This window comes from Acinetobacter kanungonis (genome assembly GCF_009939195.1).
Taxonomy (GTDB): Bacteria; Pseudomonadota; Gammaproteobacteria; order Pseudomonadales; family Moraxellaceae; genus Acinetobacter; species Acinetobacter kanungonis.
On sequence record NZ_JAACKC010000001.1, the window covers coordinates 510,718 to 526,231 of the forward strand.

14 protein-coding genes are annotated in these 15,514 nt (G+C 41.1%); 6 read left to right on the forward strand and 8 right to left on the reverse strand.

What is annotated here, in order from left to right; genetic code table 11:
* Positions 1-20 precede the first annotated feature (20 nt).
* Together serC and GWK51_RS02220 are read right to left on the reverse strand one after the other, a co-directional pair.
* A complete protein-coding gene (gene serC / locus GWK51_RS02215) occupies positions 21-1,100 on the reverse strand; it encodes a 3-phosphoserine/phosphohydroxythreonine transaminase (RefSeq protein WP_161932502.1) in 1,080 nt (359 codons plus the stop codon).
* Between the two features lie 121 nt (positions 1,101-1,221).
* Positions 1,222-1,866, reverse strand: coding sequence for a hypothetical protein (locus GWK51_RS02220; protein WP_161932503.1), 645 nt, complete (start codon positions 1,864-1,866; stop codon positions 1,222-1,224).
* A gap of 196 nt (positions 1,867-2,062) precedes the next feature.
* Between GWK51_RS02220 and GWK51_RS02225 the strand changes: the two genes are divergently transcribed.
* From GWK51_RS02225 to GWK51_RS02240, 4 genes are read left to right on the forward strand one after another with little or no spacing between them, the layout of a single operon-like run.
* Positions 2,063-3,568: a TolC family protein gene (locus GWK51_RS02225; RefSeq protein ID WP_161932504.1), complete on the forward strand. Its 1,506-nt coding sequence runs from the start codon at positions 2,063-2,065 to the stop codon at positions 3,566-3,568.
* A gap of 18 nt (positions 3,569-3,586) precedes the next feature.
* A complete protein-coding gene (locus tag GWK51_RS02230) occupies positions 3,587-4,744 on the forward strand; it encodes an HlyD family secretion protein (protein WP_161932505.1) in 1,158 nt (385 codons plus the stop codon).
* Positions 4,744-5,874: an ABC transporter permease gene (locus GWK51_RS02235; protein ID WP_161932506.1), complete on the forward strand. Its 1,131-nt coding sequence runs from the start codon at positions 4,744-4,746 to the stop codon at positions 5,872-5,874. The genes GWK51_RS02230 and GWK51_RS02235 overlap by 1 nt, the downstream gene beginning before the upstream one ends.
* A 5-nt stretch (positions 5,875-5,879) precedes the next feature.
* Complete coding sequence (locus tag GWK51_RS02240) at positions 5,880-6,965, forward strand: ABC transporter permease (RefSeq protein ID WP_161932784.1); 1,086 nt, start codon at positions 5,880-5,882, stop codon at positions 6,963-6,965.
* A gap of 88 nt (positions 6,966-7,053) precedes the next feature.
* Here GWK51_RS02240 and GWK51_RS02245 read toward each other — a convergent pair whose 3' ends face one another.
* From GWK51_RS02245 to GWK51_RS02265, 5 genes are all read right to left on the reverse strand, one after another.
* Positions 7,054-7,497, reverse strand: coding sequence for a DUF3887 domain-containing protein (locus tag GWK51_RS02245; RefSeq protein ID WP_161932507.1), 444 nt, complete (start codon positions 7,495-7,497; stop codon positions 7,054-7,056).
* A 183-nt stretch (positions 7,498-7,680) separates the two neighbouring features.
* The gene (gene gyrA / locus GWK51_RS02250; RefSeq protein WP_161932508.1) at positions 7,681-10,662 is read right to left on the reverse strand and encodes a DNA gyrase subunit A; all 2,982 of its coding nucleotides are present in this window, start codon (positions 10,660-10,662) and stop codon (positions 7,681-7,683) included.
* A 467-nt stretch (positions 10,663-11,129) separates the two neighbouring features.
* Entirely contained in the window at positions 11,130-12,065 is a 936-nt protein-coding gene (locus GWK51_RS02255) for an FAD-binding protein (protein ID WP_142769195.1), read from the reverse strand.
* A gap of 17 nt (positions 12,066-12,082) precedes the next feature.
* Complete coding sequence (locus GWK51_RS02260; protein ID WP_100240977.1) at positions 12,083-12,835, reverse strand: electron transfer flavoprotein subunit beta/FixA family protein; 753 nt, start codon at positions 12,833-12,835, stop codon at positions 12,083-12,085.
* Between the two features lie 504 nt (positions 12,836-13,339).
* Positions 13,340-13,945, reverse strand: coding sequence for a LysE family translocator (locus GWK51_RS02265; RefSeq protein ID WP_161932509.1), 606 nt, complete (start codon positions 13,943-13,945; stop codon positions 13,340-13,342).
* A gap of 114 nt (positions 13,946-14,059) precedes the next feature.
* On the opposite strand from GWK51_RS02265, the gene GWK51_RS02270 reads away from it, so the two are divergent.
* Entirely contained in the window at positions 14,060-14,554 is a 495-nt protein-coding gene (locus GWK51_RS02270; RefSeq protein WP_100240975.1) for an Lrp/AsnC family transcriptional regulator, read from the forward strand.
* A gap of 7 nt (positions 14,555-14,561) precedes the next feature.
* The gene (locus GWK51_RS02275; protein WP_161932510.1) at positions 14,562-15,122 is read left to right on the forward strand and encodes a GNAT family N-acetyltransferase; all 561 of its coding nucleotides are present in this window, start codon (positions 14,562-14,564) and stop codon (positions 15,120-15,122) included.
* On the opposite strand, the gene GWK51_RS02280 is transcribed toward GWK51_RS02275, so the two are convergent.
* On the reverse strand, positions 15,102-15,470 hold the full coding sequence (locus GWK51_RS02280; protein WP_161932511.1) for a hypothetical protein: 369 nt from the start codon (positions 15,468-15,470) through the stop codon (positions 15,102-15,104). The two genes, GWK51_RS02275 and GWK51_RS02280, sit on opposite strands and share 21 nt — an antisense overlap.
* Positions 15,471-15,514 lie beyond the last annotated feature (44 nt).

Here is a 15,514-nt window from a genome sequence, read left to right on the forward strand (position 1 = left end):
TGGGTTTTTGCATTTTGGAATTATCCATTGCGTTGAGCAAAGTCATCCATAAAGTGAACCAATGCTTGCACACCTTCTAATGGTACGGCGTTGTAAATACTTGCACGCATACCCCCCACAGAACGGTGACCCGCTAAATTCAACAAATGGTTCTCTTCAGCTTCTTTCAAGAACAATTTTTCTAGATCTGGATTTGCCAAAGTGAATGGGACATTCATAATTGAGCGGTTCGCTTCAGCAATCGGGTTTGCATAAAAGTCACTTGAATCAATATAACCATAAAGCAACTTGGCTTTTTGCAAGTTCACTTGATGCATGGCATCTACACCACCATTTTCAAGTAACCATTCAAATACTAAACCTGACAAATACCATGCATAAGTTGACGGCGTGTTGACCATCGAATCATTTTTAGCTTGCGCAGAATATTTCAACAAACTTGGAATTTCTGGTTTCGCTTGATCCAATAAATCATCACGAATAATGACCAAGGTTAAACCTGCTGGACCAATATTCTTTTGCGCGCCCGCATAAATTAAACCAAATTTAGAAACATCTAATGGCGCAGATAAAATGCTTGATGAAAAGTCACAGACCAAAGGTTTATCTGTTTCAGGAATACCGGCAAACTGTAAACCACCAATGGTTTCATTGTCTGCATAATGGACATACGCTGCATCGGCAGATAAGTTCCACTCGCTTTGTGCAGTAATCGCGAGTTTGCCATCAATTTTAGTACCCGCTTCGATGACATTAATATCGCCATAACGCTGCGCTTCTTGCAACGCTTTTTCAGACCAAATCCCCGTATGGATATAGTCTGCTTTGTTGTTTTTGCCTAACAGGTTTAACGGAATTGCAGAAAATTGTAATGATGCCCCACCCTGTAAAAATAACACTTTGTAGTTTTCAGGAATGTTCATGAGCTTACGTAAGTCAGCTTCTGCCTTTTCTGCAACCGCAACATAGTCTTTGCTACGGTGGCTCATTTCCATAATGGACAGCCCTTTGCCATGCCAATCCAACAGCTCTTGTTGAGCTTTTTCTAAAACGGCAGTAGGTAATGCAGCAGGACCAGCACAGAAATTGTACGCGCGCATGTTTTTTTCCTTTCAGAGGTGAAACACAATAAAATGATGGCATTTAATCATATCTTGCTCAGGCTTGCAGTAAATTATCCTGAAAATATTTCAATGCTGTCGGGTATTTAAAGTCAAAACATCAATAAAGATCGGTTCGTTTTTTAGGTCGAATGGCTTTAATGAATGATTCACCTGCGACTAAGTAACTGACTATGCGTACAATTAAAGCAGGAATCACTACGATGGCATGAATCAATAATGCCAAAAGTAAATAAATAGCAAATTCGACATAACGATAGAAATGAATTGTTTTTATGGAATCATCACCAAGATGTCGCTGTTTCAAATCATTAATATTGCTCTCGCCATGCGCGTGAATCCACTGTCGTGTTGTCAGCGCATATAAATTACGACTATACACGCCGCGTTGAAAAGCCATCCACATACGCTTAGGTTTTAAGAAAAATCCTGTAGAAAGCGCAATTAAGTTCATGATACCCAATATAGGATGATTGAACATGGAACCTGTACCTAGCTCCCAAGCACTGACTTCGCCTTCACCAATTCTTCCAACGCTATAACCCGTTAAAATATGATGTAAATCATGATATTTAAGATACTTATGCCGCACCTTAATATTCGGCAAAGGCACCAGCAAACAACCATTATAAACATTCACCGTACACGGCTCTTGCTCAATTTGAATGGGTGCAAAACCATTCTGTTGATAAAATAAAGCTAACGCCTGATTAATACTCATCTGATCGAATGGAATTGAAGACATGGATGTGATTTGGGGGACATATTGAGTCATCAGTATTTTTATCTGTGTAATTATTTAAAAGTATAAATTTATCGTATTATAACTTTACAGAAAAACGAGTCCAGCCTTGGAAAAACGCGAAATGTAAACGCACTTGTTTACACCGATAAAATGAAGATCTGTATAATTCATGACAACGATAATGCGAGCTTGATGAATGTCACAGCGTTTTCAATTAAAACCAAGAAAATTAACGCTTACTATGAAACCTATTTTCCCGAGTCTTATTTCTTTATGTTCAAGTTTGGGCTTGATGTTGCCCTGTTATGCTCAATCGATCAGCTACAGTGAAGCTGAACAAAGCATCCTGACACAATCTTATAGCACACAAGCAGCCCAAGCTTTGCAGCAATCAGCACAATTGCAAGCCGAAGCCGTCAAAGGACTAGGTCTACCACGCGTGGATTTGAATGTGCGCGCCTATGCCTTTCATAATGAAGTCGATGTACCGCTTAATTCACTCAAAAACAATTTGGATAATACCCTGACTCAAGGCGTAAATAACCAAATTGATCAATGGCAAAATAATAGTGGCATCCCCAATGGTGTGACTGACACTTTAAAAGATGGTGTCGGCAACGTCATTGATCGTGGGATTGGGCTGATTCCCAATGAAGCAACTTTAAATTTGGATGATCAGGTTGTACGTCCTACCGTTTCGGTCTTCATGCCTATTTATACTGGCGGACTGACCTCAAGTGCCAAACAAATGGCACAGATACAGTCGGAACGTAGTGTCATAAATAATAAACAGCAACAAGATCTACAACGCTTTGAAGTTATTCAAGCCTATTTCAATACCCAACTGCAACAGCAATTATTAGCATCAAGCCGTTTTAATTTTCAGGCGATGCAAAGCCATTATCAAAATGCGCTCAAACTGGAACAACAAGGTTTTATTAGCAAAGGGCAACGCATGCAGTTTGAAGTCGCAAAAAACAATGCAGATCGTGTTATGCAAAATGCTCAAGCCAATTTACGCGCCAGCTTGTTCCAATTGAATAATTTATTGCAAAGTAGCCAAGTCACAGAATTAAGCACGCCGCTTTTTGTTAATACCGCACACAGCCAATCGATTAATCAATTATTAGCCAGTTATCCCGAGCAATCCTCTTTAGTGCAAAAACTACAAAAAGATACTGAACTTGCACAGGTCAAAGTCAAAGCAGAATCCGCTGCGAAAAAACCCACAGTCTTTGCCTTTGGTGAATACAGTTTAGATGAACATCAAAATTGGATTGTCGGCGTTGCTGCACAGTACAATCTATTTTCTGGCATCGATAAACAGAAAAATGTGCAAGCTGCGGAACTACAACGCTACGCCTTAGAATTAACCACGCAACGCACTAAACAAGAAATTGAAAATGTGATTTATAAATCATATAGCGAACTTGAAACTGCGCAGCAAAGTCATGTTTTACTGCAACAAAACATGCAAGCTGCGCAGGAAAATTTACGCATTCAAATGCTGTCCTTTAAAGAGGATATGGGCACCGCCACCCAAGTGATTGATGCGCAAAATGCCATGACTGCACTTAAATCCGAAATGGCACTGAATGCCTATAAATATGTGATGTCCTTAGCCACTTTATTGCAAAGTCACGGCAGCATTGCCGAATTTCAAAGCTACGTCAATCAAAAAAATACGCAATATATTCGTTAACTTTAATGGGGAAATCACATGACTCAAGATCAAACACCACCTGATCAAGAACCAAAAACCTCCTCATTAGAGGAGCAACATGCAGAACAATCTACACCCGAGACTTCGGAAGTTGGAAGTACAACAGCACCAGAAACTGAGAGCACCGAATCAGTAAATGATTCACCATCATCCGAATCTGAAGCGTCAAAGCCTAAAATCGTGAAAATGCTGGTGACGATTTTGATCATTCTACTGCTGGGGTTGATTGCTTTTGGCTTATGGAAAAGCTATCAACCGAAGCTGGTCGAAATCCAAGGACGCGTGGAAGCCGAAACCATTCATGTCAGTACCAAAATTCCAAGCCGAATAGAAGAATTGTATGTGCATGATGGGCAAAAAGTTAAAAAAGGTCAGCCGCTGATTCGCCTATACAGCCCAGAAATTGATGCGAAAAAACAACAAACTCTCGCCAGTTTACAGTCTGCTCTCGCCTTGCAATCGACTGCAGATCGGGGTTCACAACAAGAAAACATTGATACCTTATATGCCAACTGGCAAGCCATGAAAGCCCAACAACTCTTGGCTGAAACCACCTATCAACGCGGAGCTAAACTGTTTCAAGAGGGTGTCATTTCTCGCCAACGCCGCGATGAAATGCATGCAGCAGCGCAATCCGCTGCTCAACTGACGGAAGCGGCTTATCAACAATATGCACGCAGCAAACGTGGCAGTACCACCGAACAAAAATCAACTGCGGATGCGCAAGTTGAAATTGCTAAAGCCGCAGTTGCCGAAGCCAATGCCCTAGAGGCAGAAACCAAATTATTTTCACCGGTCGATGGCACCATTTCAAAAACCTACGGCAAAGTCTCGGAACTGGTCGCAATGGGCGTTCCAGTGATGAGTATTATTTTAGATGATGAGATGTGGGTGAGCCTGAATGTGCGTGAAGACCAATATGCTCAAGTGTATCAGGCCAAAATGCTTAAAGGTTTTATTCCCGCTTTAAATAAAACGGCGCAATTTAAAATTAAAAGCATTGATGCTGAAGGTGAATTTGCCACCATCAAAACCACTCGTCAAACAGGTGGATATGATATTCGTAGTTTCAAATTGCATTTAATTCCAAGCACGCCAATTCCCGACCTGAAAGTTGGAATGAGCGTATTATTTAAAGTCAAAGAGCAATCCTGATGTGGGCAGGTCTTTGGCGTGAACTGCGCTATTTAGCGACGCATAAGTGGGACTTGTGTTTGGTGACGCTCGCCCCGCTATTTGTAATTGTGCTGTTTAGCTGCATGTTTGCTCAAGGTAAACCTGAACATTTACCCATTGCGATTATTGATCAGGATCAAAGCAGCCTGAGTCGTAATATCGAAAAATATTTAGCCAACAATCAAAGCTTGTCGATTTACACCATCACGCCTGATATAAATCATGCCGAACGACTGATCAATCAAACCAAAATTTGGGGTTATGTCCTGATTCCTGCAGGTGCGGAACAGCGATTGGTACAAGCCAAAGATGCCGAAATTTCCCTTGCATTTAATCAAAGCTATTTTAGTGTCGGCAATTCCATTTCTTCTGCAATGCTCAGCAATACCCTACAAGCTATGGCAGATTATTTAGGACAAAATTATTTAGAAAATAATCTACCTTATTTAGAACTCCCCACACCGAATGTGAAAATTTCACCGCTCTATAACCCCAGTTTAAGTTACGAATTTTATTTAGAACCTTTTGTGATTCCCGCTGTTTTGCATTTGCTGTTGTGTTGTTGCGTCGCATTTGCAGTCGGTCAGGAGTTTCAATTTCATCACGCGCAGAACTGGCTGGGTGGGCAAAGAATTTGGACTGCATTACTCAGTAAAATTTTGCTTTATGTCCTGATTTTTAGTGTCTGGACTTGGCTGTGGATGTTTTGGCTTATTGAAATTAGAGGCTGGTTCGTCGCAGGTCAACTATGGCTGCTGTTATTCGCGCAATTTCTTTTTTATCTTGCCTATGCCTTACTCAGTGCCACTGTCGTTTTGGCTACCCAAAGTTTAGCCAAAACATTTGGCTTTTTGGCGGTATATGGCGGCTCATCTTTAAGTTTTGCAGGAGTGACTTTACCATTAAATAATGCCCCTGCCTTTACCAAATTCTGGGCAAATATTATTCCCTATACACCTTATGCCAAACTGCAAACTGAACAATGGGTCGTCGGTAGTCCAGCACAACAATCACTGCCTCCCTTACTGATTTTATCCATTTATTGTGTGCTGTATGCGCTGAGCGCTTATGCCCTGCTTAAGCGACGTGCCCGAGAGGTACTAGCATGAAAATAATTAAAGAATTTTTATATTATTATGCCAAAACCTTTCGTGACATTGCCAAAAATAGCTCGATTTTAACCACGATGATTTTGTCGGTATTGTTTTATAGCTTTTTCTATCCGACAGCCTACAAAGCCCAACATGCCGAAGCACTCCCAATTGTGATTGTGGATGAAGAACAAAGCACACTGACGGCCAGTATTATCAACGCGGCGAGCAACAGCCCAAACATTCAAGTGCGTGCCGTCACGGGAAATTTTTCTGAAGCAGAAGCATTAGTCAAACAACAACGCGCTGATGGTATTTTGCTCTTGCCTGAAAATCTATCCAATAGTCTTCATCGCGGCGAAGTGGGTGGTGTCGGCTTATATTTAAGTGCAGCCTATTTTTTAAGAACCAAGCAGATTGGCTTGGGCTTAGCAACCTCCATCGAAAATACATTAGCAGAACGTGCAGAGAAATTTGGGCAGGTCTCACATTTTTCCCCAGCGCTTTCAATTCATCAAATTCCCTTATTTAATACTCTTTCAGGTTATGGCAGTTATATTTTCCCTGCGATTGCGCCATTAATAATTCATCAGACCATAGTTTTGGGCTTGTGCATGTTGGTCGTATGTTATCGTAATACAGGTTGGCGAACTAAAAACACTGAATTTTGGGGCTTATTTGCTGCGGTGCTGAGCATTGGTTGCTTAGGCTGCTTCTATTTATTTGGTTTTACTTTCTGGCTTTATGATTATCCCCGTGGAGGAAACTTCACTGGAATGCTCCTTGCGGTGCCAATCTATATTGGTTGTGTGATCGGATTCAGTCTGGTTTTAGCGTCCTATCTGGATATTCCTGAACGTGCAGGACATCTGATTGTCTTTACCTCGATTCCGCTGTTTTTACTTTCAGGTGCTGCATGGCCACATGCCGCCATGCCCGAATGGATGCAGTACTTGGGTTTAGCGCTACCCTCCACCCAAGGCATTCAGATGTTTATTCAACTCAATCAAATGGGAGTATCGACCTCTATGGTCGTACCGAAGCTCATTTATTTGGCGACCTTCGCTGCTGTTTGTTTGGTCTGGAGTTATAGACGCTTAAAAAAATAAAGATATAAAATTAATCCAAATTTTATATCTTTAATTACGATTCAACTTAAAATCATCACGTGGCATTAGTACATTCTAATGCCTCTGCTTAATTGGTTGAGGCACCGAATACTTTGACATCAAATTTACGTATTTTGTTACTGCCTCCAGCCTGATCAAAGCCAACATCGTATTGAACTAAGTTTTTATTGCCATAAGCATATTCATAACTCACCAAATACAGGCTGGGTTTGTCGCTTGATTTTTCAATGTATTTCGCTGCAATTTTCTTGTTGGTGATTTCTTGCTGCGGAATCGATTTAGCAAATTTCCGCATCTCATGTTCATGCGCAATAAAATCTGCTTTTAATTCTGGTTCAAAATAAGTATAAAGCTGTTCAAAATCTGTAGATTTAAAAGCAGCATAAGCTTGTTCTGCCGCTTGCTCTTGTGCTGCACTCGGATTTGGTAGTGCATCTTGTGCATTCTGACCCATTTTATCGCAACCCGCTAACGCAAGCATACTGCTTAAAATCAGAGCTTTTACTTTCATTTTCAACCTTTACCCTCAGTTCATTGCCATAGTATATAAAAAATAAGCTGAATATATTTAATTCGTCACAAAGTTCAATGAGATCTTCTCTTCACACATCGAATATACAAGGACTCTGCACTTCGTTACTTTTGAAATAAAGAAAAGGACGCCTAAGCGTCCTTTTTCGATTTGGATTTATACTTATTCTTCTTCAGATTCATTCAAATCTGATTCATTTTCAGTGTCATCTACAATCGTTTCTTCATCAACTAAGGTTTCATTCGCCATTGCTGATTCAACAGACTCTACAGTTTCGACTTCATCTTCTTCGACTGCATCAATCGCCTCTACACCCACCAATGTTTCATCATCACCTAAACGGATGAGACGCACACCTTGAGCATTACGACCTGTTTGTGCAACTTCTGAAGCACGAGTACGTACTAAAGTACCACCATCAGAAATCAACATCAGCTCTTTGGTTTCATCAATCGCAACTGCACCCACCAACTCACCATTACGCTCCGAGGTCTTAATAGCAATCACGCCTTTACCACCACGTTTCTTGGTTGGGAAGTCATCTACTGGGGTACGTTTACCATAGCCATTCGCAGAAGCACACAGCACTTCGCCTGTTTCAGGTACCACAACTAAAGACACGATACGACTGATGAAATTTGCATCGGTTGCATCATCTTCATCTGACTCAACTTCCTCTGCTTCATCTTGAGCCGAGCCCATGGTAACACGCATACCACGCACACCTTTGGCTGAACGACCCATTGCACGCACATCAGTTTCAGCAAAACGAATCGCCTTACCTTCATTCGAGAACAACATAATTTGCTGTTCGCCATCAGTAATCGCAACACCAATCAAGGTATCTTCTTCGTTCAGCTCAATCGCACGTAAACCATTAGAACGTACATTACTGAACTGTTCAAGTTCGACACGTTTCACAGTACCTGAAGCCGTTGCCATAAACACAAAGAAATTCTTACGTAGGTTTTCAGTCATTTCTGCAAATTCAGCGACAATTTCATCGTCCAAATCAATTGCAGAAAGTTCAACACCTAACTCTTTCAGCTGCTTACGCAATGCATCTGATAACTCATCAGCATCTTCTGCCAAACCATCAAACGAAGCTTTTAACGCTTCATAATGGGCTTCGATAATGCTGTTTTCACGTAGTTTCACCACATTGGCACGTACAAAAGCTTTAAAGTCCGCTAAACGGTCTTTAAATTTCTTCGGTGCATCAATTACAGGTAAAATTGCGGTGATAGTTTCATCTGCTTCAAGTGGCAACAAGTTCACCATCGGGCGACCTTTCGCACCACGTGACGCTTGCGGTACTTCAAATACTTTCAAGCGATACACTTTACCGACATTGGTAAAGCATAAAACGGTCGCATGGTTCGACGTCACAATCAGATGCTGAATGTAGTCATCTTCTTTCATCGATGTTGCAGATTTACCACGTCCTCCGCGACGCTGCGCCGCATAGTCAGACAATGGTTGCGTTTTTGCATAACCCGTTTGCGAAACTGTTAATACCACTTGCTCTTCAGGAATTAAATCTTCACGGCAGAAATCAATACGTGATTCCACAATTTCAGTACGACGCGCATCGCCATATTGCTGAAGAATTAAAGCCAGTTCTTCTTTAATGACATTCATCAATAAATTGAAATCGTTCAGAATTGCAGTTAACTCTGCAATTTGACCTAGAATTTCGGTATATTCAGCATGAAGCTTGTCTTGCTCTAGACCTGTTAAGCGGTGCAAACGTAATTCTAAAATCGCACCCACTTGCGTTGGAGACAGACGATATACATTACCATCTAAACCAAATGGACGGTTTGGATCTTCGCCTTCAATGACATCTGGACGAACCGAAACTGAACCAGCTTTCTCCAATAAAGCAACCACACCACCTGCAGCCCATTCACCTGCTTGTAAACGCTCACGCGCTTCAGCTGGGTTGGCAGAGGTTTTGATGGTTTCGATGATGGCATCGATATTGGCTAAGGCAACCGTTAAACCTTCCAAGATATGACCACGTTCACGCGCTTTGCGTAATTCAAACATGGTACGGCGTGTCACCACTTCTTGACGGTGACGAATAAATGCCGCAATGATATCTTTAAGATTCATTAACTTCGGCTGTCCGTTGTCCAGACACACCATGTTAATGCTGAAAGAGTTCTCAAGCTGTGTATTCAAAAACAGGTTGTTGACTACAACTTCTGCATTTTCGCCACGTTTTAAATCAATGGCGATACGCATACCTTCTTTATCAGATTCGTCGCGTAGTTCAGAAATCCCTTCTAGTTTCTTTTCTTTCACCAACTCAGCGATACGCTCAATGGTTTTCGCTTTGTTGACTTGATATGGAATTTCAGTGAAGACAATCGTGGTACGACCTGTTTTTTCATCTTCTTCAAAATGGTATTTACCACGAAGATGTAAACGACCTTTACCTGTACGGTAAGCATCCACAATACCTGATTTACCGTAAATAATGCCACCCGTCGGGAAATCTGGACCCGAAATATGCTGCATTAAACCTTCAATCGTGATGTTCGGGTTTTCAGCATAAGCCAAGCAAGCATTCACGACTTCGGTCATGTTGTGCGGCGCCATGTTGGTCGCCATACCCACAGCAATACCCGTGGTGCCGTTAATCAACAAGTTTGGAATACGCGTCGGCATCACTTGCGGAATGCGTTCAGAACCGTCGTAGTTGTCTTCCCAATCTACGGTATCTTTTTCTAGATCCGCTAAAATTTCATGGGTCAGCTTTTGCATACGGACTTCGGTATAACGCATTGCTGCCGCGCTATCGCCATCGACAGAACCGAAGTTACCTTGACCATCTACAAGCATATAACGCAAACTGAAATCTTGCGCCATACGAACAATCGTTTCATAAACAGCAGAATCACCATGTGGGTGATATTTACCGATTACGTCACCGACAACACGGGCAGACTTTTTGTATGCTTTGTTGTAGTCATTACCCAATTCGTGCATTGCATAAAGCACACGACGATGAACAGGTTTTAGACCATCTCGTACATCCGGTAAAGCGCGCGATACAATCACGCTCATTGCATAATCCAAATACGAGTGCTTGAGTTCATCCTCAATGGCAATCGGTCTAATTTCCGATACGCTCATGCATACTCCTTGTTATACAAGCAAAGCAGGAATTCTGCCCGCATTTATATATCTTAAATCTTGCAAAAATTTAACCCAGAAAACTGAGCTAAAAAACTAAAATACAGCCGCGAATTTTAGCATATTTTATGCCTTTTAGGTGCGGATTTAGATGAGTTAATTTCGTTTGTTTTCCTTTATTTATCGGCTTTTTTTTAAACACTTTCTGCACAAAATTTAAGTTGAAATATGTGCTTTTTCCAACGTCGTTCAATCCCACACCAAACTCAAATTAAACTCTTGTTTTTATTATATTATTCACAATTTCAAGCTTCTATATATAGAGCTTAACCTTTCTACCCAACAAAACACATGCCTAACTTTTATCCTCCTTCCAGCCTTTCATACTCTAAATCACATGCATCCAATAAACTTGAGGCATAAAAAAACGCCCTTTTCGGGGCGTTTTTAGAACAATTGTTCAGAAATTAGATTTTAGACACTAATTCAGGAACAACAGTGTTCAAGTCACCGACTAACCAGTAGTCAGCAACTGCATTGATTGGCGCTTCTTCATCTTTGTTGATCGCAACGATCACTTTAGAGTCTTTCATACCTGCCAAGTGCTGAATCGCACCAGAGATACCTACAGCGATATAAAGGTCAGGCGCAACAATTTTACCCGTTTGACCAACTTGCATGTCGTTAGGAACGAAGCCAGCATCTACCGCAGCACGTGAAGCACCTTGAGCAGCACCAAGCTTGTCTGCTAATGGATCAAGTACTTTGTGATAGTTCTCACCAGAACCTACACCACGACCACCAGAAACCACGATACGAGCCGCTGTTAATTCAGGACGTTCAGATTTTACGATCTCTTCAGCAACAAACTTAGAGATACCAGCATCTTTTGCTTCGCTTACCGCTTCAACCGCAGCAGCACCGCCTTCAGCAGCAACTGGGTCAAATGCTGTACCACGAACGGTAGCTACGACAATTGCTTCGTCAGATTGAACAGTAGCAATAGCGTTACCTGCATAGATTGGACGCTTGAATGTGTTTGCAGATTCAACAGCAATGATGTCTGTGATCATGCTGACATCAAGAAGTGCAGCAACACGTGGAAGAATGTTTTTACCCGTAGTTGTAGAAGCAGCCAATACGTGCTTGAAGCCACCTTTAGCAACGTCAGCAACTAAAGCTGCAACGTTTTCAGCCAATTGGTTTGCATAAGCAGCGTTGTCAGCAAGTAATACTTTGCTTACACCAGCAACTTTAGCCGCAGCGTCAGCCACTGCTTGCGCGCCTGAACCTGCTACCAATACAGTGATATCACCACCGATTTTTTGTGCCGCAGCAACAACGTTTAAAGTTGCACCGTTAAGTGTCTTGTTGTCGTGCTCAGCGATTACTAAAATACTCATGATTTTATCCTTCTGTATTAGATCACTTTCGCTTCGTTTTTCAATTTTTCAACAAGTTCATCAACAGATTTCACTTGTACGCCAGCTTTACGGTCAGCAGGTGGTTCAACTTTAACTGTTTTAAGTTTAGTTGCTGCAGTAACACCGAAATCAGCAGGTGACTTAGTATCAAGCGGTTTTTTACGCGCTTTCATGATGTTTGGAAGAGCAGCATAACGTGGCTCGTTCAAACGTAAGTCAGTCGTGATGATTGCTGGAAGTGACAATTCAACAGTTTGTAAACCGCCATCAACTTCACGCGTCACTTGTACTTTGTCGCCATCAACTTTAACTTCTGATGCGAAAGTACCTTGACCTGCACCGAGAAGTGCACCAAGCATTTGACCGACTTGGTTAGAGTCGTCATCAATGGCTTGTTTACCAAGAAGGATTAGTTGTGGTTGTTCAGCTTCAACAACACCTTTCAGGATTTTAGCAACTTCCAAAGCACCAAGTTGGCTGTCATCAGCTTCAACTAAGATACCGCGGTCAGCGCCAAGTGCCATTGCAGAACGAATTTGTTCTTGAGCTTCTTTAGGACCAATAGAAACAACAACGATTTCTGAAACAGTTCCTTTTTCTTTTAAGCGAACCGCTTCTTCCACTGCGATTTCACAGAATGGGTTAATTGACATCTTAACGTTAGTAAGGTCTACCCCACTATTGTCCGGTTTAACGCGAACTTTAACGTTGGCATCAACCACACGTTTTACAGCAACAAGAGCCTTCATGTAATCCTCGGCTGTTTTAGCAAAAGTAAATGTTGAGAAAAGTTAGATTAACTCTTCACTTAAAATTTTTTAGGTGTCCTATCTTGCAATGCGTATGGCATTTCGGTCAAGTCACAATTGCCGAATCGGCTGTAAAAATGCGTAAAAATGGCTGAACGTCGCGTTCAAAGTTTTATTTGCATACATTTCAATTCTAAAATAGCTTTTAAAGTGTATTAATTTTAAACATTGATTTTTATTATTTTTTTACTTTATTTACTACATAATTTTTTCTGATCAATTGCTGAAAATTCGGCTTGATCTGTTGACTCAAGCCAGCCAGAAGGACTGCAAAATGAAACAAATGACTTGTCAGTTTTGACAGAACCTTATTCCTGATTAAAATTTTATCCCCTGCCATATCAAAGTAGCAGTCCAATCCAACAGATTGCACCATTAGGGTAAAAATCTACTTTAGAAAATACAAAAAAGCATGCCAATCAAGAGCATGCTTTTAAGTTTCCATTAATTGGCAATCAGCCAAGTGGCAGCCAGCATCAGTAAACCACCCGAACCAGCATCAATCCATTTTTGTTTTTTGGCATCTAACTGTGCATTTGCGGTAATTTTAGCAATGACCAGACTTAATCCACTATACACCACCAAACATAAGCCAATAAAAATAGACGATAAAATCAAACCTTGAGTGACAGTGTTTTCAGCCTGCCGAATAAATTGCGGCAAAATAGCAAAATAAATCAGCATGCCTTTTGGATTCAGTAAAGCCGTTAAAAAGCCTTTCGTAATTGGACTACCCGCAGCTGCTTTAGGTACATGCAAAGTTTTGGTATTTAATACCGACTTTAATAAGCTAAATGCCAGATACAGAAGATAGGCAATCCCCAACCAACGTATGGTTTCAAACAGCACAGGAAAAGAAACAAGAATGGCGGCAATGCCAACGGCAACCAAAACTGAATGCACCACATAGCCCATGCATACACCAAGCGTCGCCATCATGCCTGCTTTTACGCCTTTCGCCATCACTTGCGAAAATATAAACAACATGTCGGGCCCTGGGGTAAACACCAGAGGTAAAACAGTCAGCGCAAACAATAAATAAACAGACATATCCTTTTCCCTTCCGAATAGACTGAAAGTGAAAATTAGTATCTGCGAATTTATACAAAATAGGATTGCAAATATTCTATAATTAGATTTAATTTTCGAATTTAATTCTATTTTATGAAATCATCTTCCAAGAATATTTTAATCAAGCTTGATCGTATTGATAAAAGTATCATTCGTGCTTTGCAACAGAATGGCCGGATTCAAAATAATGATTTAGCCAAAGAAGTTGGCCTATCGCCATCTTCCTGCCTACGTCGAGTCAAATTGCTGGAAGAAGCGGGTGTGATTCAGAATTACACTACTGTGGTTGATCCACAGAAAATTGGTTTCCAACTGATTTTATTCTCACGCATTTGGTTGGTTGGACAAGATGCCGAAACCATTGATCGTTTCATTGAAGCCATGAAAGAACTACCGCAAGTGATGGAGTGCTATATTATTTTGGGTGAATGCGATGCCATGCTAAAAGTGGTCGTGCCCGACCTAGAAAGTTACCGCAAATTTCAGTCAACGCATTTGACCAAGAAAAATGGTATCACCAGTGTCAAAACCGATTTACCCAGTCAAATTATTAAACAAAGTTTTCAACTGCCGCTGGAAGATTTATAAAAATTTTATGCCAATACAACTCGAAAGTAAGCGCTTGATCTTAAGACCGTGGCAAGAAACGGATCGCTTGCCCTTTTATCAACTCAATGCTGATCCTGCTGTGATGCGCTATTTTCCAAAATGTTTGTCGCAAACCGAAAGCGATCAATTGCTGGATAAGTTTCAAGCATTGATTGAACTGCAAGGTTGGGGATTTTGGGCGGTCGAATTAAAAACTGAACAGCGTTTGATCGGTATGACGGGATTTCATCATCAGCCCGATCAATTTAGCTTTTCACCTTGTACTGAAATAGGTTGGCGTTTTGACAAAAACTATTGGGGACAAGGCTATGCGACAGAAGCAGCACAATTGGCTTTGAATTTTGCGTTTCAAACTTTACAGCTCAAAGAAATTGTGGCTTTTACAGCGGCGATTAACCATGCTTCAATAGCAGTCATGCAACGTCTAGGTATGTTGTATCGACAAGAGTTTCAGCACCCTGCACTTAAAGCGGACAGTATTTTGCAAAAGCATGTGCTGTATGCCATTCAGCAAGCTGAGTTTTGCTCAAATATGCGCATTGCCTAAAAAGTCTCGATGTACATGACTCAATTCGATCAACTCATAATCTGATAAATCAAAAATTTCCCACACCGATTGAAAGTCATCCGTCGTATCCATAATCGGAATATAACTTGCAGAGACATTCCATGTGGTGCCATCCCAGACATAACACTTAAGCGTATCCTGCTGCATCGCTTGTACCATACCAGAAGTATTAATGCCTTCAATCACCGAATTTTCAGGCAACAAAGGTTGCACCTCAGGTAAGCAATACTCAATAAAATGTTTAATCTGGCGCAAACCATAGCCAGCAAAAATATCCTTTTGCACTTTATTTAGCTGATCATATTTTTCTTGTATGTTTGAAATCATGGTTTGCAATCCTCTTTCCATTTCGCTGTCCAAATCGCATTGGG